Raw genomic sequence first — 23339 nt, forward strand, 5'->3', positions numbered from 1 at the left:
AGCGGAGAACACTGTGCGTATTCTGTTGTCCAACGATGACGGCGTTCATTCACCGGGGCTGATTGCCCTTCACGAAGGACTCAAGGGAGTGGGGGACCTGGAAGTGGTTGCCCCTGACCGCGATCATAGCGGCGCCAGCAACGCGCTGACCCTGAACCGCCCTCTGACCGTGGAAGAGCATCCCAATGGGTTCCGTTCCGTTGACGGTACGCCCACGGATTGTGTTCACCTGGCCGTGAACGGACTCTTTCGCGAACCCTTCGACCGGGTGGTGTCGGGCATTAATACCCACGCCAATCTTGGCGATGACATCATCTACTCCGGAACCGTGGCTGCCGCCACTGAAGGCCGGCACCTGGGGTTGCCAGCCATCGCCGTATCCCTGGTCAACAACGGCCACTTTCATTATGAAACCGCGGCCCGTGTGGTGCGGATGCTTCTGGAAAACGGCCGGCCCATGGTGCTGGGGCCGCGATCCATTCTGAACGTGAATGTGCCGGACGTCCCCTGGAACGAGCTGGCGGGTATCCGGGTAACCCGCCTGGGCCACAGGGAGCGGGCCGAGGGAGCGGTCCCGATGACCTGCCCACGTGGAAAGGAGCGCTTCTGGATCGGCGCCGCGGGCGAGGGCGGGGATGCCGGGCCGGGTACCGATTTTCATGCGGTGCGTGAGGGATATGTCTCGGTGACGCCGGTGCACATTGATATGACCCGCCACGAGGCGCTGAGCTCCCTGCGGGATTGGGTTGACGCCCTGGAGGGTGGTTCGGGAGCGAGCGAATGACAACTCAGCTTGAAGGCATCGGAATGACCTCCAGGCGCACCCGGATGCGGCTGGTACAGCGCCTGAGGGATGCGGGTATCCAGTCGGACAGGGTTCTTGAGGTTATGGGCGAAGTGCCGCGCCATATCTTTCTGGACGAAGCCCTGTCGCACCGGGCCTACGAGGACACATCACTACCCATCGGCTATGGACAGACGCTGTCGCAGCCCTACATTGTCGCCCGCATGACAGAGCTGATGCTTGCTCATGGGCCGGCCCGAGTGCTCGAGCTGGGTACGGGGTCCGGCTACCAGACGGCTGTGCTGTCACGCCTGTTCCCGGAGATCTACAGCGTTGAGCGTATCAAGGCGTTGCAGGACCGGGCCCGGGAACGGCTGCGCCAGCTCCAGGCGCGCAATGTCTTTCTCAAACATGCAGATGGCGGCATGGGCTGGCCCGAGCGGGGGCCTTTCGCCGGTATCATCGTAACCGCAGCGCCGGTGGAAATACCGAGAGAACTCTTGGCGCAACTCGAAGACGGCGGCGTTCTGATTGCCCCGGTGGGGGAGGAAGACCAGGTGCTGGTGGAGGTGATCCGTCGGGGCGACCGGTTCGAGCACCGGGAGCTGGAGCCTGTCCGCTTTGTTCCTCTGCTTGGCGGGGTTGTCCGATAACCATGGATAATCCGCAGAGCCGTAGCGCCGATCAGGACATCGAGCGATCCCAGAGCCCGGGTGGCGTGTTCCTGAGGGGGCTGGCCATGGGGGCAGCGGATATCGTACCCGGGGTGTCCGGTGGCACCATTGCGTTTATCACGGGCATCTATTTCCGTCTTCTGGAGGCCATCAATGCGGTGCCGCCGGCGCTTTATGATCTGCTCAGGAAACGCCAGCTGGGCGTATTCTGGCGCGCCTGCGACGGAACCTTTCTGTTGTCCCTGTTGGCCGGCATCCTGACCAGTATCGCAACACTCGCCTCGGCCATCAGTTACCTGTTGGCGCAGTATCCAATCCTGATCTGGAGCTTTTTCTTCGGACTGATTGTCGCCTCCGTGTGGCACGTGGGGCGACAGGTGCGCCATTACCAGATTGGCCTTGCTCTGCCCCTTTTCATTGGCATCGGGTTCGCCTGGTGGGTAACCACCCTGTCGGCCGGTGAGGCATCGCCGTCGTCTCTGGTGTTCTTTGGGGCCGGGGCGCTGGCCATCTGCGCAATGATCCTTCCGGGCATATCCGGTAGCTTCATTCTGCTTGTGATCGGAATGTACGCTCCGGTATTGGCCGCCATCAAGTCCCTGGACCTGGGCGTGCTGTTGCTCTTCATGTTGGGCTGTCTGGTGGGCCTGCTTTCAATCGCTCGCCTGATCACCTGGGCGTTCCATCATTTTCACGACCTGGTGCTGGCTTTGCTGACCGGCTTCATGATCGGTGCCCTGAACAAGGTCTGGCCATGGAAGGAAACCCTGAGCTGGCGGGTAAACAGCGCCGGCGAGGAAGTCCCGGTGAACGAGGTGAGCATCCTGCCATGGACCTTTGCCGAGCAGATGGGGCAGGATCCGAAGCTGGCCCTGGCCGTTATGGCGGCCCTGGCCGGTTTCTTTCTTGTGATTGTGGTGGAGTGGATTGGCGGGCGCGGATCCGGAGCGGCCCAGAGGGCCTGAGGCCCGACCGGACCACCGGAAGTGTTACCAGATGGGCCGGCCGGTTGTTTCTTGAGGTAACAGCAGTGACCGGAAGGTAACTTGGCTTGCATCAGGAAATGTGCAATATATTAGCAAGTTAGTCCTTAAACTTTATAAGAAACCTAGAAATAGCTTTGAACGGACAGGCTATTTATACCGAATTTTCATAACTGGGTCGTTTTTATTTCTGTGATTTTTTTGCGTGGGCTCTCCCTGGCCGGCCTGCTGGCTTCCCCGCGGTTCCCCTTCGGTGCCCTCGGGCGCGCTTGGCCCGGAAAAACGTCTCGTCTTCTGTCTCTTCTTCTGCTCCTGCTGATGTTGGGCGGTTGCAACACTCCGGCACTGTATCAGGACGATATCTACAACCCGCCGGTCTACTGGGGCCGACACGTCGTGCAACCGGGCGAGACGCTATACAGCATCGCCTGGCGCTACGGTCGTGATTATCGGGAGCTGGGCAGCGCCAACGGTATCGGCCCCCCCTGGAATCTGAAGGCCGGCCAGGTGCTGCGCCTGGACCTTCGCGGAACTGTCACATCCAGCCGGCAGACTGCTTCTGCGGGGAGTTCGCCACCAAGGTCAGCCAGCAGGGTTTCACCGCCCCGGCAAACGGCTGCGACGGCACCCAAGCCCGCGGTGACCCGGGCGCCGGCCAGCAACAAACCTCTGGCGTCGCAGACGCAGACGGTGGCCCGTATCGAGTGGCGATGGCCGCACGTTGGCACCGTAATTGCTGGATATTCAACATCCGGAAAAGTCAACAAAGGTATTGATATTGCCGGAAAACCCGGGGATGCTGTAAAGGCAGCGGCGGCAGGAAATGTCGTCTATGCCGGTAACGGGTTGCTAGGTTACGGTAATCTCATTATCGTGAATCATAACGAGCACTATCTGAGTGCTTACGCTCACAACCGGAAGATTCTGGTGCAGGAAGGGGAGGATGTAACCGCCGGGCAGGTGATCGCAGAGCTCGGTAGCAGTGGCGCTGAACGACCCATGTTGCATTTTGAGATCCGCAAAAATGGCAACCCGGTTGATCCGGTCCACTACCTGCCGCCACGCTAGCAGGGAAGGCAGTGAGCTCAGCTGAGGCGGCCAGATCACGACGGCACTGACAAAAAACCGCATTCGACACAAAAACAAGAACGGTACTGGCCGATAAAGGTCAGCCAACAAAATGTCCTGAAGAAAAGCACGAAACCAGAATGTCCGCAATAACAAGAAGTATCGGGCAAACATCCAGGATTATTGAGGCGGGGCAACACCTATGTCAGCAGAGCAAGAAGACATCATTATCGATCGCGTGTCAGACATTGAGGATGCAGACGATCAACTGTTAGCCGAAGAAAAAGTCGACAAGGAGGCAAACGACGAGGTTGCCGAGGTCGAAGAGGACTTTCCTACCCAGGGGCGTTACTTCACCAGCCAGAAGCAGCTGGACGCCACCCAACTTTATCTCAACGAAATCGGATTTTCCCCACTTCTGACACCGGAAGAAGAGGTCTACTTTGCCCGGCTGGCGCGCAAGGGCGAGGAATCCGGGCGTAAACGCATGATCGAGAGCAACCTGCGCCTGGTGGTCAAGATTGCCCGACGCTACGTGAACCGTGGCCTCACGCTGCTGGACCTGATCGAAGAGGGCAACCTGGGTTTGATCCGGGCGGTCGAAAAGTTTGATCCGGAGCGCGGCTTCCGGTTCTCCACCTACGCCACCTGGTGGATTCGCCAGACCATTGAACGGGCGATCATGAACCAGACCCGCACCATTCGCCTGCCGATTCATGTGGTAAAGGAGCTCAACCTCTACCTGCGGGCCGCCCGGGAACTCACCCAGAAACTGGACCACGAGCCCTCAGCGGAGGAAATAGCCCGCATGGTCGACAAGCCCGTGGCCGATGTGAAGCGCATGCTGGGCCTGAACGAGCGCGTAGCCTCCATGGATACGCCAATTGGCAGTGGCGGCGAAAAGTCGTTGCTGGACACGGTGGCCGACGAAGGCGCCTCAGATCCGGCGGACCTTCTCCAGGACAACAACATGTGTTCGTGCCTCGAGAAGTGGATCGACCAGCTCAGCGACAAACAGCAGGAAGTTCTGTCACGCCGCTTTGGACTGCGGGGCTACCCGGTGAGCACACTGGAGGAAGTCGGACAGGAGATTGGCCTTACCCGAGAGCGGGTTCGGCAGATCCAGGTTGAGGCCCTGCGCCGCCTGAGGGAGATTCTCGAAAAGGAGGGTCTGTCGGGGAATCTGCTGTTCAAGTAATCTAAGCATTATCTTTCGATCAAAAGCCGGCCGGAGAAGCTCCCGCCGGCTTTTGTGTTTCAGGATCGCCGCAAATGAGAACCAGGTTGCGCTTCGCAGGCCGGCCTCATTGATAGAATGCGAGCACCGGGCGGGGATAAGGGTGTCGAAACCCGGTGCACGAATGAAACACGTCAATAATAACGATCGAAAAGGAAAGGACTATGAAGAAGGCTCTTACAACCGGTTTTGCCTCCGTCGTCATGGCAGCCGTGCTGTCTGCACCGGCGTCGGCACTTGAGGTAGAAGGTGTTGACGTTCCGGATACTTACTCCGCCATGGATACCGAGCTCAAGCTCAACGGCGCAGGCACCCGCTCCAAGTGGTTCATGGATCTGTACGTGGGCGGTCTTTACGTTCCGGAGACCATCAACGATGGTGAAGCGGTCATCAATGCCGACGAACCCCAGGCGATTACCCTGCATATCATTTCCGGGATGATCACCAGCGAGCGTATGACCGAAGCGACGCTCGAAGGGTTTGAAGCCTCCACCGACGGTGATATGGCTGCAATCCAGGACCAGGTGGATCAGTTCATGGCGGTGTTCCAGGATGAAATCACCGAAGGTGACGTCTTTGATCTGGTGTATCTGCCGGACGAGGGCGTGAAAGTGCTCAAGAACGGCCAACACAAGGACACCATTGGCGGTCTGGCGTTCAAGAAAGCGCTGTTTGGCATCTGGCTGTCGGACAAGCCCGCCCAGAAGGACCTGAAAGAGAAAATGCTCGGTCAACGCTAAGGCGCGACCATTCAGGAGCTGACCCGTCCTAATATACGTTGACGGTTTTTGTTGAAGCCAGCTCCCCTCGGGTGCTGGCTTTTTCATGTACCTCTTGTGGCGTTTTCATGCCGAGGCTGAGGTGTGGCCTGTAGGTATTATAGGCATCAACAGACTCCTTGATCAGTACGCCCAACTCGGCAAAGGTTCGACATCGATTGATCAGGAACTCCTGCTTGAGGATGCCGTTGATCCGCTCAGCAAGAGCATTCTGGTAGCAATCATACCCATCGGTCATGGATGGCCGAATCTGATGTTTCCGCAGCACTCCTTGGTACAGAGAAGAGCAGTATTGGATGCCTCGATCCGAATGATGTATCAGGGGTTGGTCGGTCATACGATGACGGACGGCCTGGTTCAGCGCGGCCACGGTATCGGAAGCTTTCATCTCGTGACTGAGGTTATGGCCCATGATCTTGCGTGAGAAGGCATCCGTAACCAGGGATAGATAATGCACCCCCTCATCTGTTTCGACGTAGGTGATATCGCTCACGAAGACCTGCTCGGGACGATGCAGCTCACATCCTGCAAACAGGTTGGGATGCTTCCTCATCCAATGGCGGCTGTCGGTTGTTTTCGTATAGTTTTTCTTCGGATGAACCAGTAACTGGTGCTGACGCAGGTAATCAAACAAACCATCTCGACCCAGCTTGATGCCAAGGGCCTGAAATTCTTCGCGCAACAGATAATACAGCTTGCGTGTTCCCAGTCGCGGCAATCGTTTTCGAATCTGCTGCACAAGCGCTTTAACCGGCTCCAGCTCACTTTGGCGCCTTCTCCGCCGCTGAAGACGCTGATAAACCGCCTGGCGTGTTACTCCAAAGAGCGAGCAGCTTTTGCTCAGGCTTACTTTGCCTTTTGCTTGCAGCGTACGCGCTCCTTGGATAAATACTTTTTTCGCAGACCGGCTCCGTATTCCCGATCCATAATATCGACCATCTCATTGAGCAGGAGATTGCGAAGACGCTCATCTTCTAGCTCTTTTTCAAGTCGCTTGATCTTCTGCTCGGGCGTTTCCTGGGATCGGTTCATGGGCGAGTTCCTCGGCAGGGACCAGTCCAATCTACCATGCTTGCGCAGCCAAGTGAGAACCGTGCTGCGCCCTTGAATGCCGTAGGTCCTTTGGGCCTGTTTATAGGTGAGCTCGCCTTTTTCGACCTGATCAACAACCGCTAATTTAAAGCCCAGGTTGTAATCACGCTGCGTGCGCTTCTTGCGGGTGGGAGTGACGTTGTCCATCTCTGCATCTCCAGATGACAACGTATTTCAGGACGGGTCAAGCATGAAAGAAAAGCCGGCCCTGGGCCGGCTTTTCTGTAACTGCAGTTACAGGTAGTCGCGCTTGTGCCGGAATTCGCACAGGTCCTCGATGATGCAGGCCCCGCATTTGGGCTTCCGGGCGGTGCAGGTGTACCGGCCGTGCAGGATCAGCCAGTGGTGCGCATCCAGCAGAAACTCCTTCGGCACCAGGCGCATCAGACGCTTTTCCACTTCCAGAACGTTCTTCCCCGGCGCAATGCCCGTGCGGTTTGATACCCGGAAAATGTGGGTGTCCACGGCCATCGCTGGCTGGCCAAAGGCGGTGTTAAGAACCACGTTCGCCGTTTTCCGGCCAACACCCGGCAGGGCCTCGAGATCCTCTCTGCGCTCGGGTACCTGGCTTCCGTGTTGCTCAACCAGAATCCGGCAGGTCTTGATAACGTTTTCGGCCTTGCTGTTAAAGAGCCCGATGGTCTTGATGTATTCCTTCAGCCCGTCCACGCCCAGCGCCAGGATGGCCTCGGGGGTGTTGGCCACCGGAAACAGACGATCGGTAGCCTTGTTGACACCCACGTCGGTAGCCTGAGCCGACAGAATCACCGCAATCAGCAGCTCAAAAGGGCTCGTGTAGTTCAGTTCCGTTGTGGGATTCGGGTTGGCTTCCCTCAACCGGGTAAAGATCTCGGTACGCTTCTGCTTGTTCATCGGTTGTCGATCGTTGTCTGGCGGAATGTCAGGATACGTTGCCTGTTACCCGAACCCGTTTGCTGCCCGAGCTCACCGGTGCAGGTTCGTTAACCTTACGGCGCTCCTTGAGCTGATGGTCAATGCCATTTTTCAGGGCAATCAGCAGCCCAAGGCCAATGAAGGCGCCCGGTGGAAGAATCATGAACAGCATGTCCGGATAGTTCTCGAAGGGGCGAATAACCCAGTCGGCGGCCGTGGGGCCGAACAGCAGGTTCATGTCCACGAACAGGCTGCCCTGGCCAACGAGCTCACGCATGCCACCCAGAACAATGAGTACCAGGAGGAACCCGACACCCATCATCGCTCCATCGAGCAGGGCGGGGCCGGGGGCGTTCTTGGAGGCGAAGGCATCGGCGCGGCCGAGGATGGCACAGTTGGTGACAATCAGCGGAATGAAGATGCCGAGAATCTGGTACAGCTCGTAGGTATACGCCTGCATCAACAGCTCCGCACAGGTTACGAAGGAGGCAATGATCATGACGAACGCCGGCAGGCGGACCGACTCGCCAACAAAGTTACGGATCAGCGAGACGGCGAGGTTGGACCCCATCAGTACCATCAGAGTGGCCAGCCCCAGGCCGATGGCATTGACCACAGTGCTGGTGACGGCGAGCAGGGGACACAGTCCAAGGACCTGTACCAGCGCCGGATTGTTGGTCCAGAGTCCGTCTCGGATGATATCGCTGCCTGATTTGGTTGCCATGTCAGGAGTGCTCCCTGTTGGGTGACTTTCCGGCGATCGCTTCCGGGTCGAGTGGGCGTTCCCTCGGGGACGGCGGCTCGTTGAGGCGCTCGCGAATCACCTGCCGATGTTCGCGGAAATAAACCAGGGCCTTCTGTACGGCTTTTACCACTGCCCGTGGTGAAATGGTGGCACCGGTAAACTGGTCGAACTCGCCGCCGTTCTTCCGGACATTCCACTCCCGATGCGGTGGGCTTCCCAGGGAGCGCCCGGTAAAGGTCCGGATCCAGTCGGATTTCTTGAGCTCAATCTTGTCTCCGAGCCCCGGAGTTTCCTTGTGGCTCGTCACGCGAACGCCCAGGATGGTGCCTTTCATATCAATGCCAACCAGCAGGTTGATATTGCCGGAGTAGCCGTCGGGCGCCACCACGGGCATGATCAGCCCCACCGGTTGCTCGTTTTGTCGAGCTACCCAGACGGTCACCGGGCCGGTCTGGGTCAACCGTTCGCTGGCGGGAAGCTGTACGGTGTCCCTGAGCAGGTCGTTGTTATGGCGGCTTTCGGGAATGATTTCGAACAGGGCCTGGGCCTCGGCGCGGGCCGCCTGTTCACGGATGCGCTCCTCGGTGGCGACCTGGGTAACCGCAATGGTGCCACCGGTGATGATGGCAAACAGGCCGAGACCAATGGCGCTGCGACGGATGGATTTGGCAACTGCAGCCATGATTATCCCTGACTCCCCGGTACGCCCCGACGGGCCTTGTGGTGGCCGTAAGTGCGTGGTGGGGTGTAATGGTCAATGAACGGTACTGCAAAATTCATCAGCAGCACACTGAAGGCGACGGCATCCGGGTAATTGCCCCAGGTGCGAATCAGATAGATCAGAATGCCGATGCCGGCGCCGTAGATCAGCTTGCCCTGGTGACTGGTTGCTGCCGAGACCGGATCGGTGGCTATGAAGAAGGCGCCCAGCATGGTGCCGCCTGCAAGCATGTGCAGGGAGAGCGGTGCATACAGATCGGCGTTGCTGCCGAATGCGAGGCTCATTACCGCCAGGCCAGCGAGGAAACCGACCGGAATGTGCCAGCTGATGATGCGAAGTCCAATCAGCAGCAGGCCACCGGCCAGAAAACCCGCGTTGACCCACTCCCAGCCCCGGGCAACGCCCCCACCAAAGGTCGGGTGCACAAGCACCTCCGACGCCGTGTGTGTGGCGATCTTGTGTTTGTACTCGTCCAGGGGCGTGGCCATGGTCCAGCCGTCCACCGCCGTTTGCTGTCCGGAGGCGATGGCTGCCAGGGTGTCGCCAAAGCCCGGTGCGCCGCCCCAGAGCGTTGCCGGTTCAGCCCAGTTGGTGGTCATGGCCACGGGAAAGGACACCAGCACCAGGGCATAGCCCACCATGGCCGGATTGAAGGGGTTTGAGCCAAGGCCACCGTAGAGTTGTTTGGCAACCACAATGGCGGAAATAACCGCCACCGCCGACACCCACCAGGGGGTGAACTGCGGCAAGGACAGCCCCAGGAGCAGACCGGTCACAGCCGCCGTGTTGTCCCGGATAAAAAAGCCCACCGGCTTTTTGCGCAGGGCCAGAAGGGCGGCTTCAGAGCCAATGGCAACGGCAATGCAGAACACCACATTGATCAGGTTACCCCAGCCGAAAAACAGGGTCTGTGCCAGCAGGCCCGGCAAGGCGGCGATCATCACCCACATCATTACCCGGGAGGTTGGCCGGGCTCTGTGGGCGTGGGGGGAGGATTGCTGAACAAACGCCATGGGTGTCGTGCCTGATTCCGCTTATTGGGTGGTCTGAGACTCGGCCTGCTGGCCGGCTTGGGACTGTTTTGCCTCCGACAGGGCCGCTTCGGCCCTCTGGACACGGTCGTGATTCTTGGCCACGGCCCGCTCCAGTTTGTCGACGTTGTCTGCCTGCTGGGCTTTCGCCTCGTCGAGCATGCCCTGCATGGTCTCCAGCTTGGCACGGGCCTGGGTCAGCTGCTTTTCCAACGCCTCGATATCGGGTGCCTCTTCCGCCGGGGCTTGCGCGGGTTCCTGGGGCCTGGCTGCCTCGGCTTTTGCTTTCTTGCGCGCCAGTGCCTGCTCAACCAACGCCGCCTTGGCGGCTCGCTCGTCACCGGCCTCACTGCTTTCCGCGGCTTTTTCCGCCTCTGCCGCTTTCTTCGCCTGGGCCTCGGCGGCAGCCTGGGCCCGCTCCTTGCGGCGCAGCTCCTTCTCCTGCTGCTCCCGTTCCAGGCGTGCCTGGCGGGCCTCAAACCGCTCCCTGGCGCGGTCTGCCTTGATCTGCTCGGCTCGTTGTATCCGGATTTCACCCTTGGCAAACCGGTAGTACTGCACCAACGGAATCGAGCTCGGGCACACGTAGGAGCAGGCGCCGCACTCTATGCAGTCAAACAGATTCAGGTGCTCGGCCTTTTCGAATTCCGTGGCCTTGGCGTGCCAGAACAACTGCTGGGGCAGCAACTCCATGGGGCAGGCCTCGGCGCACTGGCCGCAGCGTATGCAGGGTTGTTCCGGCGGTGGTGCAGGCAATTCCTCTGCAGTGGCGGCAATTACACAGTTGGTGGTCTTGACGACAGGCACCGCCTCGGTGGTCAGCGTGTAGCCCATCATCGGGCCACCCAGCACCAGGCGACTCACCGTGCTCTGGTCCACCTCCGCCTGCTCAAGCAGGTACTCGATGGGCGTGCCGATCAAGGCTTCAAAGTTGCCCGGCTGGCGCACGGCATCGCCGGTGATGGTGACCACCCGGGAGATCAGCGGCGAGCCATCCAGTACGGCGTTTGCCACGGCAACGGCGGTACCTATGTTCTGGCACATGACGCCGATATCGGCCGGAATGCCACCACTGGGCACCTCCATCCCGGTGAGAATCTGGATCAGCTGCTTCTCGCCCCCCGAAGGATACTTGGTCGGGATCACAGCAATTTCTGTCTGCGTGCCTTCAATGGCCTGGCGCAGGGCGGCGATGGCTTCGGGCTTGTTGTCCTCGATGCCGATCACGCAGCGCTCCGGGCGGAGAATCCACGCCATGATCTTCAGGCCCGCAACCACCCGGTCCGCCTTCTCGCGCATGGTCATGTCATCGGCCGTGATGTAGGGCTCGCATTCGGCGCCGTTGAGGATCAGTGTGCCGACCTTGCGGTCCCGGGGCGGGCGAAGTTTGATATTGGTGGGGAAGCCTGCGCCGCCCATACCCGCGATGCCGGCGTCGCGAATCACCTGGAGTACCTGATCCCGATCCAGCGAGCGGTAATCCGGGATCGGCTGCCTCGATTGCCACTGGTCTTCGCCATCGGGTTTCAGGACAAGGCAACGGTCGGTCATGCCCGAGGGGTGCGGTACCGGGAGGTCGGCAATGCTTTCAATAACGCCCGAGGTTGGCGCGTGCACGGGAACACCCGTTCCCGACGGCACGTCTGCGATCTTCTGTCCCTTGAGAACCCGGTCCCCAACGGCTACCAGGGCTTCGGTCGGTTCGCCGATGTGCTGTTGCAGCGGCAACACCAGGCGCTCGGGGAGGCCTGCCGCCCGAATCGGGCGCGCAGTGGAAATCTCCTTGTGCTCGGCGGGGTGGATACCGCCGGAAAAATCCCAAAGCTGTGTCATCAGGCGCTGGCTCCCTGACGGTCGGTGGCGATTACTCCGGGCCGGGGTGGGGTCCAGGTCCAGCTTCGGATGTCGGGCTCAACTGTCACCATGTCAATGCAGTCCACGGGGCAGGGGTCAACGCACAGATCGCAGCCGGTGCACTCGCTCTCGATGACGGTGTGCATGTGCTTGGCGGCGCCGAGAATCGCATCTACAGGGCATGCCTGGATGCACTTGGTGCAGCCAATACATTCGTCTTCACGGATCACAGCCACCCGTTTGACCTGTTCTACTCCGTGTTCTGCGTCCAGAGGTTCCGGTTCAACGTCCAGCAGGTCTGCCAGTGCCTTGATGGTGCCTTCACCGCCTGGCGGGCACTTGTTGATCGGGCCGCCGTCGGCGATGGACTCGGCGTAGGGGCGGCAGCCGGGGTAGCCACACTGACCACACTGGGTCTGGGGCAGCAGGGCATCAATTTCATCAACCAGCGGGTTACCTTCCACCCGGAATCGTTCGGCGGCGAAGCCCAGCAGGCCACCGAAGACCACGGCCAGGGCCAGAAGAACCACAACGGCAATCAGAACGCTTGTCCACATAAGGCTGTTACTCCTGATTCCGCAACTCGTGTCTCAACTCTTGTTTCAACTCTGTCACACGCTGACCAGGCCGGTGAAGCCCAGGAACGCCAGCGCCATCAGACCTGCGGTCACAAGACCAATGGAAGCGCCCCGAAACGCCACCGGCACATCCGCCACGGCAATCCGCTCACGCATGGCCGCAAACAGAACCAGCACCATGGAGAAGCCCGCTGCCGCACCGAATCCGTACAGCACCGACTCCACAAAATTGTTCTGCTTGTTGATGTTCAGCAGCGCGACGCCAAGCACGGCGCAATTGGTGGTAATCAGCGGAAGGAAGATACCCAGCACGCGATAGAGCAGGGGGCTGGTCTTGCGCACCACCATTTCGGTGAACTGCACCACCACCGCAATCACCAGGATGAAGGTGATGGTGCGGAGGAAGGCCAGGTCCAGGGGCTCCAGCAAATAGGTGAAGGCCAGGTAGCTGCACACAGACGCCAGGGTCAGCACAAAGGTGGTGGCCAGCGACATGCCCATGGCTGTCTCCAGCTTGCCGGAAACGCCCATGAACGGGCACAGGCCCAGGAACTGAACCAGCACAAAGTTGTTCACCAGAATGGTGCTGACCAGAATCAGCAGATATTCGGTCATTTAACCTGCTCCATTGGCAACTGACAGCGCTCTGACCGCCGGTCGTCACATAACCCGCATGCCCGGCGTGGCGCCGGAATCCGGAGACAGGATGAATATATCCTTGCCCCCGGGGCCTGCAGCCAGAACCATGCCTTCCGACATGCCGAACTTCATCTTCCGGGGCTTGAGGTTAGCCACCATCACCGTTAGCCGACCTTCGAGATCCTCCGGTTTGTAGGCAGACTTGATGCCCGCAAACACATTACGCTCGCCATGCCCCACGTCCAGGGTCAGACGAAGCAGCTTGTCGGCGCCCTCCACGTGTTCGGCTTTGACAATCTTCACCACCCGAAGATCCACTTTTGCGAAATCACCAAATTCTATTTCATCGGAAATTGGCTCGAGATTGGCAGCCGGTGCCGGCTTGCCGGTCGCTGCAGGCAACTCCTCTTTGGAGGCGTCGAGCATTTTCTCGATCTGTGCCATGTCCACCCGGCTCATCAGTGGTGTGAACTTGTTGATGCCATGGTTTTCCAGGCGCTCGCTGCGCTTGTTCCAGTCCAGGGGCGCATTGAGGAACGCTTCCGACGCCTTGGCAGTTTCAGGCAGTACCGGCGCCAGATAGGTCATCAGCAGATGGAACATGTTGATGGCGTTGGTGCAGATCGCCTGGAGTTTCTCGTCCTGGCCTTCTTCTTTGGCGATCACCCAGGGCTGCTCATCGTTCACGTACTGGTTGGCGATGTCTGCCAGTTCCATGATCCGGCGCATGGCGCGGCCAAACTCGCGGGTCTCGTAGAATTCCTCGATCTCCTTGCCGGCCTCAATGAACTCTTTCAGTTTGGCGTGCTCGGTAACCTGGCCCAACTGACCGTCGAAGCGCTTGGTAATAAAGCCGGCACTGCGGCTGGCGATATTGACCACCTTACCCACCAGGTCCGAATTCACCCGGGCGGCAAAGTCCTCAAGGTTCAGGTCCATGTCGTCCACACTGCCGGTCAGCTTGGCGGCAAAGTAGTAGCGCAGGTATTCCGGATTCAGATGGTCCAGGTAGGTGCGGGCCATGATGAAGGTACCGCGAGACTTGGACATCTTCTTGCCATTGACGGTGACAAAGCCGTGGGCCCAGACGGCCGTGGGCGTGCGGAAGCCGGCATCGTGCAACATGGACGGCCAGAACAGCGCGTGAAAGTTGATAATGTCCTTGCCAATGAAGTGATAGACCTCGGCGGTGGAATCGGCCTTCCAGAAGTGCTCGAAATCGATGCCTTCGCGGTTACACAGGTTCTTGAAGCTGGCCAGGTAGCCGATGGGGGCGTCCAGCCACACGTAGAAGTACTTGCCGGGCGCGTCGGGAATCTCGAACCCGAAGTAGGGCGCATCGCGGCTGATGTCCCACTCCTGTAGGCCGGCGTCCAGCCACTCGGCCAACTTGTTGGCAACCTGAGGCTGCAGGGTGCCGCTGCGGGTCCACTTGGCCAGGAAATCGTGGAAATCCGGCAGCTTGAAGAAGTAGTGCTCGGATTCCTTCTCGATGGGCGTGGCGCCGGACACTGCAGAGCGCGGGTTGATCAGCTCCGCCGGCGTGTAGGTGGCGCCGCAGGCCTCGCAGTTGTCGCCGTACTGGTCCTCGGTCTTGCACTTGGGGCAGGTGCCCTTGATGAACCGGTCCGCCAGGAACATCTTTTTCTCAGGATCGTAGAACTGGGTGATGTTGCGCGTGGCAATGTGCCCGTTTTCCTGCAACTGGCGATAGATGTACTCGGAGAACTGGCGGTTTTCCTCCGAGTGCGTGCTGTAGTAGTTGTCGAAACGGATGTGGAAGCCGGCGAAGTCTTCCTGATGCTCGCCACGGATGCGATCGATCAGCTGCTCGGAGGTAATGCCCTCGCGCTCGGCACGAAGCATGATGGCGGTGCCGTGGGCATCGTCGGCGCAAACGTAGTAGCAGTTCTGGCCCCGCATCTTCTGATAGCGCACCCAGATATCGGTCTGAATGTACTCCAGCAGGTGCCCCAGGTGGATCGGGCCGTTGGCGTACGGCAGGGCACTGGTAACCAGAATGTCGCGCTGTTGCTTGCTCGCTTGCGTCATGGTGATGTCCGAACCTTATGTTGAGTCGGGTTGGAAAGACGATTTCGGGGTTCTGGCGGCTTCCGGATTGATTGCGCCAGGTAAAGACCCCATATGGTCAGAAACGGGCACAGATGATACCTTCCGAGCAGATATTTTTCACCCGAATCACCTGTTTCCGTGCTTAAAATCGAGCATGAGCTTATTCCGGAGAACCCGATGACACAGATTTCTGAGCAGGCCCTGCAGGCAGCGGTTCGCCAATACCGTGATCCGTACCTGAACAAGGACCTCTACGAGTTGGGTGCCGTCAAATCCCTGAATGCCGACGACAGCGGCAAGGTCACACTGATGGTGGAGTTGCCTTACCCGTCCAGAGGCATCGCCGGCGCCCTCAAACAACTGGTCGGGAACGCCCTGGAAGACGTCGACGGCGTGGCAAGCGTGGAAGTCCACGTGGGACAGAACATCCACTCCTACAAGGTCCAGAAAGACCTGCCCTCCGTGCCGGGCGTGAAAAACATCATTGCCGTTGCCTCCGGCAAGGGCGGTGTTGGCAAATCCACCACCGCCGTCAACCTGGCCCTGGCCCTCCAGGCTGAAGGCGCCCGCGTCGGTATCCTCGACGCCGACATCTACGGCCCCAGCATCGGCATGATGCTCGGCGTGCCCGAAGGCAAGCGCCCCGACACCCGTGAGAACAAATACTTCGTTCCCATGGACGCCCACGGCCTGCAGGCCAACTCCATGGCCTTTGTGGTCACCGAGAAAACCCCCATGGTCTGGCGCGGCCCCATGGTCAGTGGCGCCGTGATGCAACTGCTCCAGCAGACCCTCTGGAACGAACTCGACTACCTCATCGTCGACATGCCGCCGGGCACCGGCGACATCCAGCTCACCCTGGCCCAGAAAGTCCCGGTCACCGGCGCGGTGATCGTTACCACACCCCAGGACATTGCCCTGCTGGATGGCAAAAAAGGCATCGAAATGTTCCGCAAAGTCGACATCCCCGTGTTGGGCGTGGTCGAAAATATGAGTGTGCACATTTGCAGCAACTGCGGCCACGAAGAACCCCTGTTCGGCCACGGCGGCGGCGAACGCATCGCCGAGGAATACGACACCACACTCCTCGGCCAACTGCCCCTGCACATGACTATCCGGGAACAGACCGACGGCGGCACGCCCTCGGTGATTGCCGAACCAGACTCCGAAGTGGCCCGCCGTTACCGCGATATCGCAAGAAGGGTAGGCGCCGAACTCTCAACCCGGGAGCGGAACCTGACTGGTTCGATCTCCAGTGTCTCGGTAACCGAACATTGACCGGATTCGCGGGCGGGCTTGCACGCGGCCCGTTCGCGGTTGCAGGAAAGGTCGTCCAAAAATGTTGTAGGCCAGGGATCGCCGGAAACAAGCGCACATGGGTGAGGCCGAGCGTTTATGAAGCGAAGCTTCATGCGACAGCCGAACGACAGCAATCTTTGATTGCTGGCTGGACCCCGAAGGGGTGCTTGTAGCGGTTTTTGGAAGGCTGCCCCTGTGGACGTAGCCCGCCAATAGCGAAGTCTAGCGCCATAGTCGCAGACCCCAGTTTTGGGCACTCGACGGACTTCGACAGACCCCATGGGAACAGGTAAACTACGCCTCAATTTTTCCCAGTGGATACGAGACTTCGCCAATGAGCATCAAATCCGACAAGTGGATTCGCCGGATGTCCGAACAGCACGGCATGATCGAACCGTTCGAGAGCGGACAGGTTCGTGAAACCGAAAAAGGCCGCGTGATCTCCTACGGCACCTCCAGCTACGGCTACGACGTACGCTGCAGCAACGAATTCAAAATCTTCACCAACGTCCACTCCGCCACCGTGGACCCGAAGAACTTCGACGAAAACAGCTTCGTCAACTACACCGGCGACGTCTGCATCATCCCGCCGAACTCGTTCGCACTGGCGCGCACCGTCGAGTACTTTCGCATTCCGCGCAGCGTACTGACCATCTGTCTGGGCAAGTCCACCTACGCTCGCTGCGGAATCATCGTCAACGTCACTCCGCTGGAGCCGGAGTGGGAAGGCCAGGTCACCCTGGAATTCTCCAACACCACCAACCTGCCGGCGAAAATCTACGCCAACGAAGGCGTGGCCCAGATGCTGTTCTTCGAGTCCGACGAAATCTGCGAAACAAGCTACAAGGATCGCGGCGGCAAATACCTTGGCCAGACCGGCGTGACCCTGCCCAGGACATGAACGCCAACCAGTTCCTCAAGGCCGTCTCACAACTGCAGGGCTGGCGCGAATGCGCCTTCCTGCTGGCCCTGGCCGAGCGCTCCTTTCCCAACTACGCCCTGTTCGCCGATGCCGTTGGCCTGAAAACCGGCGCCAAAATGCGACAGCTCCTGGATCTTGGCTGGGACATGCTGCAAAAGGACGTCTCAGAAGCCGCCATACCCCAACTGCTGGCCAAGCTTGAAACTCTTTCGCCGGATGTGGATGCCTACGACGCCTATGGCGTGTACCCCGCCTTCGATTTCTGCCAGTTGCTGGAGCAGGCATTGCTCAACCGGCTGAACCCGGCCAAGCATCGCGCCACCGATGCTTCCCAGATGGCCACCGGCACCGTCATGAACTTTATCGAGCTCTCCGAAGGCGATGAACTGGACGAGGACGAGCTGGTTCGGCTGCTGGACCACCACCCGCTGATGAAAGAAGACAAAACCTTCCAGCGCGACCTGGTGCTGGCCCTGAAACGCCGGCGCACGCCCACGGACCAATTTGTTGAAAGGCTTCGGCAAGAGTCAGCCAACGACGGCATCAGCAACCTCGGTATCTCGCTCAACGAGTAAACGCCGCAGCCGTGGGCAGGCTACACTTCCGGTATTACCCGTAACTCTCAGCTCAGTGCCAATGGATGTTACCCCATGAAACTCTCTGCTTTTGGTCGCAAGTTCACCGCCGATGCCGGTATTACCTCCCTGATGGACGATCTGGGCAACGCCATGGCCTCGGGCGACGACATGATCATGATGGGCGGCGGCAACCCCGGGCACATACCGGAAGTGCAGCAGCGGGTGCAGGAAATCCTGGCGGACATGAGCCGGAATGAGGGGGATGTACGCCGGCTGGTTGGAATCTACGATCCGCCCCAGGGCGAGAAACAGTTCATTGCCGCCCTCGCGGAACTGCTAAATCGTGAATACGGCTGGGGCCTGAAGCCGGAAAACATCGCCCTGACCAACGGCAGCCAGGCCGCATTCTTCATGTTGTTCAACATGTTTGGCGGCGATTACGGGGAAGGGCACCGGAAACACATTCTGTTGCCGCTGGCCCCCGAGTACATCGGCTACGCTGACGCCGGCATTGAGCCGGGGCTGTTTCATGCCGTGCAGCCGGACATCTCGTTTACCGATGCCCACGAGTTCAAGTACCGGGTGGACTTTGATGCCGTAGAAGTTACCGGAGAAACCGGCGCCATCTGCGTTTCAAGGCCCACCAACCCCACCGGCAATGTGGTGACCGACGAGGAACTTGCCCGGCTGGAGCAACTGGCTCGCGAGCATGACATCCCTCTGATCGTGGACGGCGCGTACGGCACGCCGTTCCCAAGCCTGCTGTTCGTGGACGCCACGCCCACCTGGAACGACCAGATCATTCTCTGCCTGAGCCTGTCCAAACTGGGGCTGCCCGCAGCCAGAACCGGTATCGTGATTGCGGCCGAGCCGATCATCAAGGCGCTGTCCGGGATCAATGCCATCATGAACCTGGCCACCGGCAGCTTCGGCGCCATGCTGGCGGAGCCCCTGGTCCGCTCCGGTGAGATCCTGTCACTGAGCCGGGATGTGGTCTGCCCATTTTACAAGGCGAAGATGGAGCGGGCGGTGGCGGCGTTCCGGGAGGCCATGGGTGAAGACAGCTGCCGCTGGTATGTCCATAAACCCGAGGGCGCCATGTTCCTCTGGCTGTGGTTCCCGGACCTGCCCATCACCAGTCTGGAGTTGTATCAGCGTCTGAAAGGACGAGGGGTGCTGGTGGTTTCCGGGCATTATTTCTTCCCGGGGTTGCCCGAGGACGACTGGAAACATCGCCACGAGTGCCTGCGGGTGACCTATTCCCAGGATGATGACCGGGTGGCCGAGGGGCTTCGTATTATTGCGGATGAGGTAAAGGCTGTCTGGCGGGAGGCCGGACGCGCGCTCTAGCGCTCGAACTCTGCGTCTTTCAGTCGCAGCTCGTAGGTGCTGCCGTCCGGTTCCACCTGGCGCAGACGAACCATCAGGTAGTTCTGCTCCTTCGAGAACCAGATCAGCGTCTGCCGGTCAGAGTTCTCGCGAACCTTTTCCGCCTTGAGTGTGGCCTGCGTTTGTCCGCCGGCCCTGACCGATTCGCCATTGATAACCGCAAAGCGTTCCTCGTCGATGCGTCCCTTGTCGAGTACCTGGTAGCTCATCTCACGGAGTCCGCTACGGATGTCCTGGTGGAGTTGCAGCTGGTAGCCAAGGGGGTCGAGCACGCCCTCATCAATGGCAACCTCGAATGGTTTGCCTTTGTAGCGTCCGGTAGCCAGCCCCTTTTCCCAGTCAAAATCGATGGATTGTTTCCGGTCGCTGACCAGAAAACCGGACAGGCTATACCGGTAGCGCATGGGAACAACACGGCCATCCTGCCAACGGAAGATGAGCGACTCGTCAATGTCGGCAATGAACGAATCCACATCGGTGCGGTATAGCCAGATATCGTTGCCCTGGGCGGTCAGGGTACGTTTGGCGGTGCCATTGAGCGTGAGCCCCTTTTCCATGGCAGCGGTGTAGCTGGCTTCGAAAGGAACCAGTTCAGGTGTGGTGTCTGCCGCGCCTGCGGCTGGGCTGGCAAAAGCGCCGATAAGCACCAGCAGCATGGAACAGAGTCGGTTGGAGGGCAGTGTCATGAAAAAGGCCTCAAACAGGAACTGTTACCGTCATCATTGGCGACAGTGTAGACGTTTGGGCCGTACTGGAGCATGACAATTCGTTCAGGCAATCCTCAGTGGGCGCTCAGGCGCATTGGCTGCTTCAGGGGCTGACCATCGAACAGCACGCCCTCGTTGCCAAGCTGGATGCGGCCCTCGCAGAACCAGCGCACCACGATGGGGTAGAGGATGTGCTCCTGGATCTGGACCTTTTCGGCCAGGGATTCCGGTGTGTCGTCCTGGCTCACCGAGACCTCCGCCTGGGCAATGACCGGGCCGCCATCCAGCTCCTCGGTAACGAAATGGATGGAAACACCATGCACCTTGTCACCGGCTTCGAGCGCCCGCCGATGAGTGTTCAGGCCTGTATACCTGGGCAGCAGGGACGGGTGGATGTTCAGCATCCTGCCCCGGAAGGCTCGCACAAAATCCGTGGTCAGGATGCGCATGAAGCCGGCGAGGACGATCAGGTCCGGGTTGTGGCGGAGGATTTCCGCCATTAACGAGGCGTCGAACTCTTCCCGGGAGCCAAAATCCTTGTGGTTCACCACAAAGGACTCAATATTCGCCTGCGCTGCGCGCTCAAGGGCGAAGGCGCCGGGCTGGTTACAGCCCACGGCAACGATCTGGCCGGGAAAGTCCCGCTCCCGGCTGGCCTCGATCAGTGCCTGGAGATTGGTTCCGCTGCCGGAAGCAAGAACCAGGATTCTTGGCAGGGGCGTCGGGTCTGCCTTCATGCCGACAACAGCCCCGGGGCGTAGCGAACGCAGGGCTCCGCGTCTTGCGTGGCAGCGCTCTCGATAACGCCGACCTGCCAGGCGTGCTCGCCCAGTGCCCGGAGGGTGTCGAGGGCCAGATCCTTCTGGTTGGCCGGCACACACACGATCATGCCAATGCCACAGTTGAAGGTGCGATACATTTCCTCGCTGGCAACGCCACCCTGGTCTTTCAGCCACTGGAACACCGGGGGCAGTTTCCAGCTGCTGGTGTCGATGGCGGCGACCGTGCCGTTTGGCAGGACGCGGGGAATGTTCTCAGGCAACCCACCGCCGGTAATGTGGGAGAGGGCGCGTACGTCCACTTCCCGGATCAGCTGGAGCAGGTTTTTCACGTAGATGCGCGTTGGCGCCATCAGTGCGTCCGCAAGCGTTTCCTGGCCCACGGGCTGGTTCAGGTCCGCCTTGCTGACCTCCAGGATCTTGCGAATCAGTGAGTAGCCGTTGGAGTGCGGGCCGGACGAACCAAGGGCGAGCAGAACATCGCCAGACTGAACGCGGCTGCCATCGATGATTTCGCTGCGCTCGGCAACGCCAACACAGAAACCGGCCAGGTCATAGTCATCGCCTTCATACATGCCGGGCATCTCGGCGGTCTCGCCGCCCACCAGGGCGCAACCCGCCAGCTCGCATCCGGCGCCAATGCCGGCAACCACCTGGGCGGCCACGTCTACATTGAGCTTGCCGGTTGCGTAATAGTCCAGGAAGAACAGGGGCTCGGCACCGCCCACGACCAGATCGTTAACGCACATGGCGACCAGGTCGATGCCAATGCTGTCGTGCTTTTCCAGCTGCATGGCCAGGCGCAGTTTGGTGCCTACCCCATCGGTGCCGGACACAAGTACCGGTTCATTGTAGCCAGCGGGAATCGAGACCATCGCGCCAAAACCGCCGAGGCCGCCCAGCACCTCCGGGCGGCGGGTGCGCGCTGCGGTATCCTTGATGCGGCGTACGAGTTCGTTGCCTGCGTCAATGTCAACGCCAGCGTCGCGGTAGGTAAGGGAGGGCTTCTGTTCGCTCATGGGGTTCTTAACCGTTGGCCAGTGGGTCAGGCGGCGGATTTTAACAGGTGCGCTGTAGTGCTCCAAATGTATATTGCTTTTCGGAAACCCGGGGCTGCTACTCAGCCTGTAGGGCATGGTGTATCCTATGCGCCATTCATGCGAATTGCAGGGTGTTTCATGTCGTTATCAGGACACAAGTTGCCACAGGCGCCAGGATTGGCTGCTCGGTTTTTTGCATTCATCGGGCTGTTGCTGCTCATCTGCTCCGGGCCGGCCACCGCGGTGACGGTGTCTGGGCTGTATTCCGCCCGGGTTCCGGTGGAGGGCACGTCCGAGGCGCAGCTGACCAAGGGTTATGCGGATGGCCTGAGGCAGGTGCTGGTGCGTGTATCCGGCAGCCAGGATGTTCTGGCCACGGAAGGCGTGGACGGCCTGCTTGCAGATGCCGAATCACTTCTGTTGTCGTATCAGGTTGCCCGTGACGAATCAGGCCAGAGCATTCTGAGCATGTCCTTTGGTGCGGTCGGAGTTAACCGTGCGCTGGCGTCCATTGATGCGCCTGTGTGGGGCGCCAACCGGCCGCTGACGCTGGCGTGGATCGCGGTGGAAGACCGCGGCGCCCGGATCCTCGTCACGGGTGCCTCCGAAAGCAGCGCGAATGCCACGGCCGATGGCGTCTGGAGCGCGGCCTTCGATGCAGCCGCCCGGAAGAGGGGGTTGCCCCTGGCGACACCGCCAGAGAGCTTCAACACCAGCCGGGAACTCCTGTCGGACATCTGGGGGCAGTTTGTTGGCCGGGTCAAATCAGCGTCGTCCGACCTGGAGCACGACGTACTGGCCCTGGTGCGGGTCAGCCGCGCGGGCGGTCAATGGCGCGCTGGCTGGGTTTTTGATGGCATGTCGATGGACGCCGGTGAGGAGTCTGTCACTGCGCCCACGCCGGAGGCGCTCGCCGAGGCCGTGATCAACCGCTGGGCAGAGCGTTATGCGGGCCGTTACGCCGTTGCTGCCTCCGAAGTAGGTGATTCCCCACAGGTGGATATTGTGCTTCGGGGTGTCAGTTCCCTGGAGGACTACGCCCGGGTGAACAAAATCCTGCAGGACCTCACGCCGGTCGTTGGCGTAGGCGCGCACCGAGTGCGCGATGATCAGCTAACGCTGCGGGTTGCCTTCTCTGGCGAGCTGGACCAACTGCAGGAATACATCGCGCTGGATCCCCGCTTCGTGCCCATCGAATCTGGCATTCCCGCGGAGCCGGAAGTGGCGGGTTCTGCCTCGACCAAGCTTCCGGGCAGCCAGGAGAGCGGGGTCAGTGCCAGCGAGCCGCCCGCAAAACCTGAGGGCGAGGAATCCCGGACTGCGGCCGATGAATCGGCCATGTTCACCTACCAGCCCGTCCCCGTCGATGAAGAAGAGGCCCAGCAGGCGTTCGAATCCCTGTACGAGGTCCTGTATTATCGGTGGCAACCGGCCTCTGTCATCGGGAGCGGTGGCAGCGAATAAGCAGGGGTA

23 protein-coding genes are annotated in these 23339 nt (G+C 60.0%); 11 read left to right on the forward strand and 12 right to left on the reverse strand.

Annotated elements, in window-relative coordinates; genetic code table 11:
* Positions 1-13: 13 nt before the first annotated feature.
* The 6 genes from surE to AC0J1C_RS06770 all read left to right on the forward strand — a co-directional run bounded on the left by surE (position 14) and on the right by AC0J1C_RS06770 (position 5486).
* Positions 14-784, forward strand: a complete 771-nt coding sequence (gene surE, locus AC0J1C_RS06745) for a 5'/3'-nucleotidase SurE (RefSeq protein WP_473046148.1) — start codon at positions 14-16, stop codon at positions 782-784.
* Complete coding sequence (locus tag AC0J1C_RS06750) at positions 781-1437, forward strand: protein-L-isoaspartate(D-aspartate) O-methyltransferase (RefSeq protein WP_375194043.1); 657 nt, start codon at positions 781-783, stop codon at positions 1435-1437. Before surE ends, AC0J1C_RS06750 begins: the two co-directional genes overlap by 4 nt.
* Positions 1438-1439: 2 nt before the next feature.
* Positions 1440-2423: a polyprenyl-phosphate transporter gene (locus tag AC0J1C_RS06755; RefSeq protein ID WP_473046149.1), complete on the forward strand. Its 984-nt coding sequence runs from the start codon at positions 1440-1442 to the stop codon at positions 2421-2423.
* Between the two features lie 219 nt (positions 2424-2642).
* Entirely contained in the window at positions 2643-3509 is an 867-nt protein-coding gene (locus AC0J1C_RS06760) for a peptidoglycan DD-metalloendopeptidase family protein (RefSeq protein ID WP_473046513.1), read from the forward strand.
* Positions 3510-3711: 202 nt separating this feature from the next.
* Positions 3712-4707 carry an RNA polymerase sigma factor RpoS gene (rpoS, locus tag AC0J1C_RS06765; protein ID WP_091992382.1) on the forward strand — a complete coding sequence of 332 codons (996 nt, stop codon included), beginning with the start codon at positions 3712-3714 and terminating at the stop codon, positions 4705-4707.
* Positions 4708-4910: 203 nt separating this feature from the next.
* A complete protein-coding gene (locus AC0J1C_RS06770) occupies positions 4911-5486 on the forward strand; it encodes a chalcone isomerase family protein (RefSeq protein ID WP_473046150.1) in 576 nt (191 codons plus the stop codon).
* Between the two features lie 28 nt (positions 5487-5514).
* On the opposite strand, the gene AC0J1C_RS06775 is transcribed toward AC0J1C_RS06770, so the two are convergent.
* The 9 genes from AC0J1C_RS06775 to metG all read right to left on the reverse strand — a co-directional run bounded on the left by AC0J1C_RS06775 (position 5515) and on the right by metG (position 15131).
* Positions 5515-6764, reverse strand: a protein-coding gene (locus AC0J1C_RS06775; protein ID WP_473044084.1) for an IS3 family transposase whose coding sequence is annotated in 2 segments (ribosomal slippage) — positions 5515-6410 and positions 6410-6764 — 1251 coding nt in all. Because the reading frame shifts where the segments join, the coding sequence is not laid out codon by codon here.
* A gap of 87 nt (positions 6765-6851) precedes the next feature.
* Complete coding sequence (nth, locus tag AC0J1C_RS06780; RefSeq protein ID WP_473046151.1) at positions 6852-7490, reverse strand: endonuclease III; 639 nt, start codon at positions 7488-7490, stop codon at positions 6852-6854.
* 28 nt (positions 7491-7518) lie between these two features.
* The gene (locus AC0J1C_RS06785; RefSeq protein WP_375193652.1) at positions 7519-8235 is read right to left on the reverse strand and encodes an electron transport complex subunit E; all 717 of its coding nucleotides are present in this window, start codon (positions 8233-8235) and stop codon (positions 7519-7521) included.
* 1 nt (position 8236) lies between these two features.
* Positions 8237-8938, reverse strand: a complete 702-nt coding sequence (gene rsxG, locus AC0J1C_RS06790; protein WP_473046153.1) for an electron transport complex subunit RsxG — start codon at positions 8936-8938, stop codon at positions 8237-8239.
* A 2-nt stretch (positions 8939-8940) separates the two neighbouring features.
* Positions 8941-9990, reverse strand: a complete 1050-nt coding sequence (rsxD, locus tag AC0J1C_RS06795; protein ID WP_473046154.1) for an electron transport complex subunit RsxD — start codon at positions 9988-9990, stop codon at positions 8941-8943.
* 21 nt (positions 9991-10011) lie between these two features.
* Positions 10012-11841, reverse strand: a complete 1830-nt coding sequence (rsxC, locus tag AC0J1C_RS06800; RefSeq protein ID WP_473046156.1) for an electron transport complex subunit RsxC — start codon at positions 11839-11841, stop codon at positions 10012-10014.
* Positions 11841-12419, reverse strand: coding sequence for an electron transport complex subunit RsxB (gene rsxB / locus AC0J1C_RS06805; RefSeq protein WP_375193648.1), 579 nt, complete (start codon positions 12417-12419; stop codon positions 11841-11843). The genes rsxC and rsxB overlap by 1 nt, the downstream gene beginning before the upstream one ends.
* 54 nt (positions 12420-12473) lie before the next feature.
* Positions 12474-13055: an electron transport complex subunit RsxA gene (gene rsxA / locus AC0J1C_RS06810; protein WP_473046157.1), complete on the reverse strand. Its 582-nt coding sequence runs from the start codon at positions 13053-13055 to the stop codon at positions 12474-12476.
* A gap of 45 nt (positions 13056-13100) precedes the next feature.
* Positions 13101-15131 (reverse strand): methionine--tRNA ligase, encoded by a 2031-nt coding sequence (metG, locus tag AC0J1C_RS06815; protein ID WP_473046158.1) that lies wholly within the window; start codon positions 15129-15131, stop codon positions 13101-13103.
* A gap of 198 nt (positions 15132-15329) precedes the next feature.
* Here metG and apbC point away from each other — a divergent pair, with 198 nt between their 5' ends.
* The 4 genes from apbC (at position 15330) to AC0J1C_RS06835 (ending at position 19301) form a co-directional block, all read left to right on the forward strand.
* A complete protein-coding gene (apbC, locus tag AC0J1C_RS06820; RefSeq protein WP_473046159.1) occupies positions 15330-16430 on the forward strand; it encodes an iron-sulfur cluster carrier protein ApbC in 1101 nt (366 codons plus the stop codon).
* 355 nt (positions 16431-16785) lie between these two features.
* Complete coding sequence (gene dcd, locus AC0J1C_RS06825; protein WP_008172848.1) at positions 16786-17352, forward strand: dCTP deaminase; 567 nt, start codon at positions 16786-16788, stop codon at positions 17350-17352.
* The gene (locus AC0J1C_RS06830; protein ID WP_473046160.1) at positions 17349-17948 is read left to right on the forward strand and encodes a YjaG family protein; all 600 of its coding nucleotides are present in this window, start codon (positions 17349-17351) and stop codon (positions 17946-17948) included. The genes dcd and AC0J1C_RS06830 overlap by 4 nt, the downstream gene beginning before the upstream one ends.
* 75 nt (positions 17949-18023) lie before the next feature.
* A complete protein-coding gene (locus tag AC0J1C_RS06835; RefSeq protein WP_473046162.1) occupies positions 18024-19301 on the forward strand; it encodes a valine--pyruvate transaminase in 1278 nt (425 codons plus the stop codon).
* Here AC0J1C_RS06835 and AC0J1C_RS06840 read toward each other — a convergent pair.
* The 3 genes from AC0J1C_RS06840 to purM form a co-directional block, all read right to left on the reverse strand.
* Positions 19298-20026 (reverse strand): DUF3108 domain-containing protein, encoded by a 729-nt coding sequence (locus AC0J1C_RS06840; RefSeq protein ID WP_473046164.1) that lies wholly within the window; start codon positions 20024-20026, stop codon positions 19298-19300. The genes AC0J1C_RS06835 and AC0J1C_RS06840 overlap by 4 nt on opposite strands.
* Before the next feature lie 95 nt (positions 20027-20121).
* The gene (gene purN / locus AC0J1C_RS06845) at positions 20122-20784 is read right to left on the reverse strand and encodes a phosphoribosylglycinamide formyltransferase (RefSeq protein WP_375193641.1); all 663 of its coding nucleotides are present in this window, start codon (positions 20782-20784) and stop codon (positions 20122-20124) included.
* Complete coding sequence (gene purM / locus AC0J1C_RS06850) at positions 20781-21845, reverse strand: phosphoribosylformylglycinamidine cyclo-ligase (protein ID WP_375193640.1); 1065 nt, start codon at positions 21843-21845, stop codon at positions 20781-20783. The genes purN and purM overlap by 4 nt, the downstream gene beginning before the upstream one ends.
* 198 nt (positions 21846-22043) lie before the next feature.
* Here purM and AC0J1C_RS06855 point away from each other — a divergent pair, with 198 nt between their 5' ends.
* Positions 22044-23330, forward strand: coding sequence for a DUF2066 domain-containing protein (locus AC0J1C_RS06855; protein WP_473046165.1), 1287 nt, complete (start codon positions 22044-22046; stop codon positions 23328-23330).
* Positions 23331-23339: the final 9 nt, after the last annotated feature.

The sequence above is a fragment of the Marinobacter sp. E2 genome (genome assembly GCF_055755345.1).

What these genes read in the sequence shown, in the direction of transcription:
- AC0J1C_RS06750 (WP_375194043.1), top strand. Translation starts at nt 781, where the DNA reads ATGACAACTCAGCTTGAAGGCATCGGAATGACCTCCAGGCGCACCCGG.
- AC0J1C_RS06755 (WP_473046149.1), top strand. Translation starts at nt 1,440, where the DNA reads ATGGATAATCCGCAGAGCCGTAGCGCCGATCAGGACATCGAGCGATCC.
- rpoS (WP_091992382.1), top strand. Translation starts at nt 3,712, where the DNA reads ATGTCAGCAGAGCAAGAAGACATCATTATCGATCGCGTGTCAGACATT.
- AC0J1C_RS06770 (WP_473046150.1), top strand. Translation starts at nt 4,911, where the DNA reads ATGAAGAAGGCTCTTACAACCGGTTTTGCCTCCGTCGTCATGGCAGCC.
- nth (WP_473046151.1), bottom strand. Translation starts at nt 7,490, where the DNA reads ATGAACAAGCAGAAGCGTACCGAGATCTTTACCCGGTTGAGGGAAGCC.
- AC0J1C_RS06785 (WP_375193652.1), bottom strand. Translation starts at nt 8,235, where the DNA reads ATGGCAACCAAATCAGGCAGCGATATCATCCGAGACGGACTCTGGACC.
- rsxG (WP_473046153.1), bottom strand. Translation starts at nt 8,938, where the DNA reads ATGGCTGCAGTTGCCAAATCCATCCGTCGCAGCGCCATTGGTCTCGGC.
- rsxD (WP_473046154.1), bottom strand. Translation starts at nt 9,990, where the DNA reads ATGGCGTTTGTTCAGCAATCCTCCCCCCACGCCCACAGAGCCCGGCCA.
- rsxC (WP_473046156.1), bottom strand. Translation starts at nt 11,841, where the DNA reads ATGACACAGCTTTGGGATTTTTCCGGCGGTATCCACCCCGCCGAGCAC.
- rsxB (WP_375193648.1), bottom strand. Translation starts at nt 12,419, where the DNA reads ATGTGGACAAGCGTTCTGATTGCCGTTGTGGTTCTTCTGGCCCTGGCC.
- rsxA (WP_473046157.1), bottom strand. Translation starts at nt 13,055, where the DNA reads ATGACCGAATATCTGCTGATTCTGGTCAGCACCATTCTGGTGAACAAC.
- metG (WP_473046158.1), bottom strand. Translation starts at nt 15,131, where the DNA reads ATGACGCAAGCGAGCAAGCAACAGCGCGACATTCTGGTTACCAGTGCC.
- apbC (WP_473046159.1), top strand. Translation starts at nt 15,330, where the DNA reads ATGACACAGATTTCTGAGCAGGCCCTGCAGGCAGCGGTTCGCCAATAC.
- dcd (WP_008172848.1), top strand. Translation starts at nt 16,786, where the DNA reads ATGAGCATCAAATCCGACAAGTGGATTCGCCGGATGTCCGAACAGCAC.
- AC0J1C_RS06830 (WP_473046160.1), top strand. Translation starts at nt 17,349, where the DNA reads ATGAACGCCAACCAGTTCCTCAAGGCCGTCTCACAACTGCAGGGCTGG.
- AC0J1C_RS06835 (WP_473046162.1), top strand. Translation starts at nt 18,024, where the DNA reads ATGAAACTCTCTGCTTTTGGTCGCAAGTTCACCGCCGATGCCGGTATT.
- AC0J1C_RS06840 (WP_473046164.1), bottom strand. Translation starts at nt 20,026, where the DNA reads ATGACACTGCCCTCCAACCGACTCTGTTCCATGCTGCTGGTGCTTATC.
- purN (WP_375193641.1), bottom strand. Translation starts at nt 20,784, where the DNA reads ATGAAGGCAGACCCGACGCCCCTGCCAAGAATCCTGGTTCTTGCTTCC.
- purM (WP_375193640.1), bottom strand. Translation starts at nt 21,845, where the DNA reads ATGAGCGAACAGAAGCCCTCCCTTACCTACCGCGACGCTGGCGTTGAC.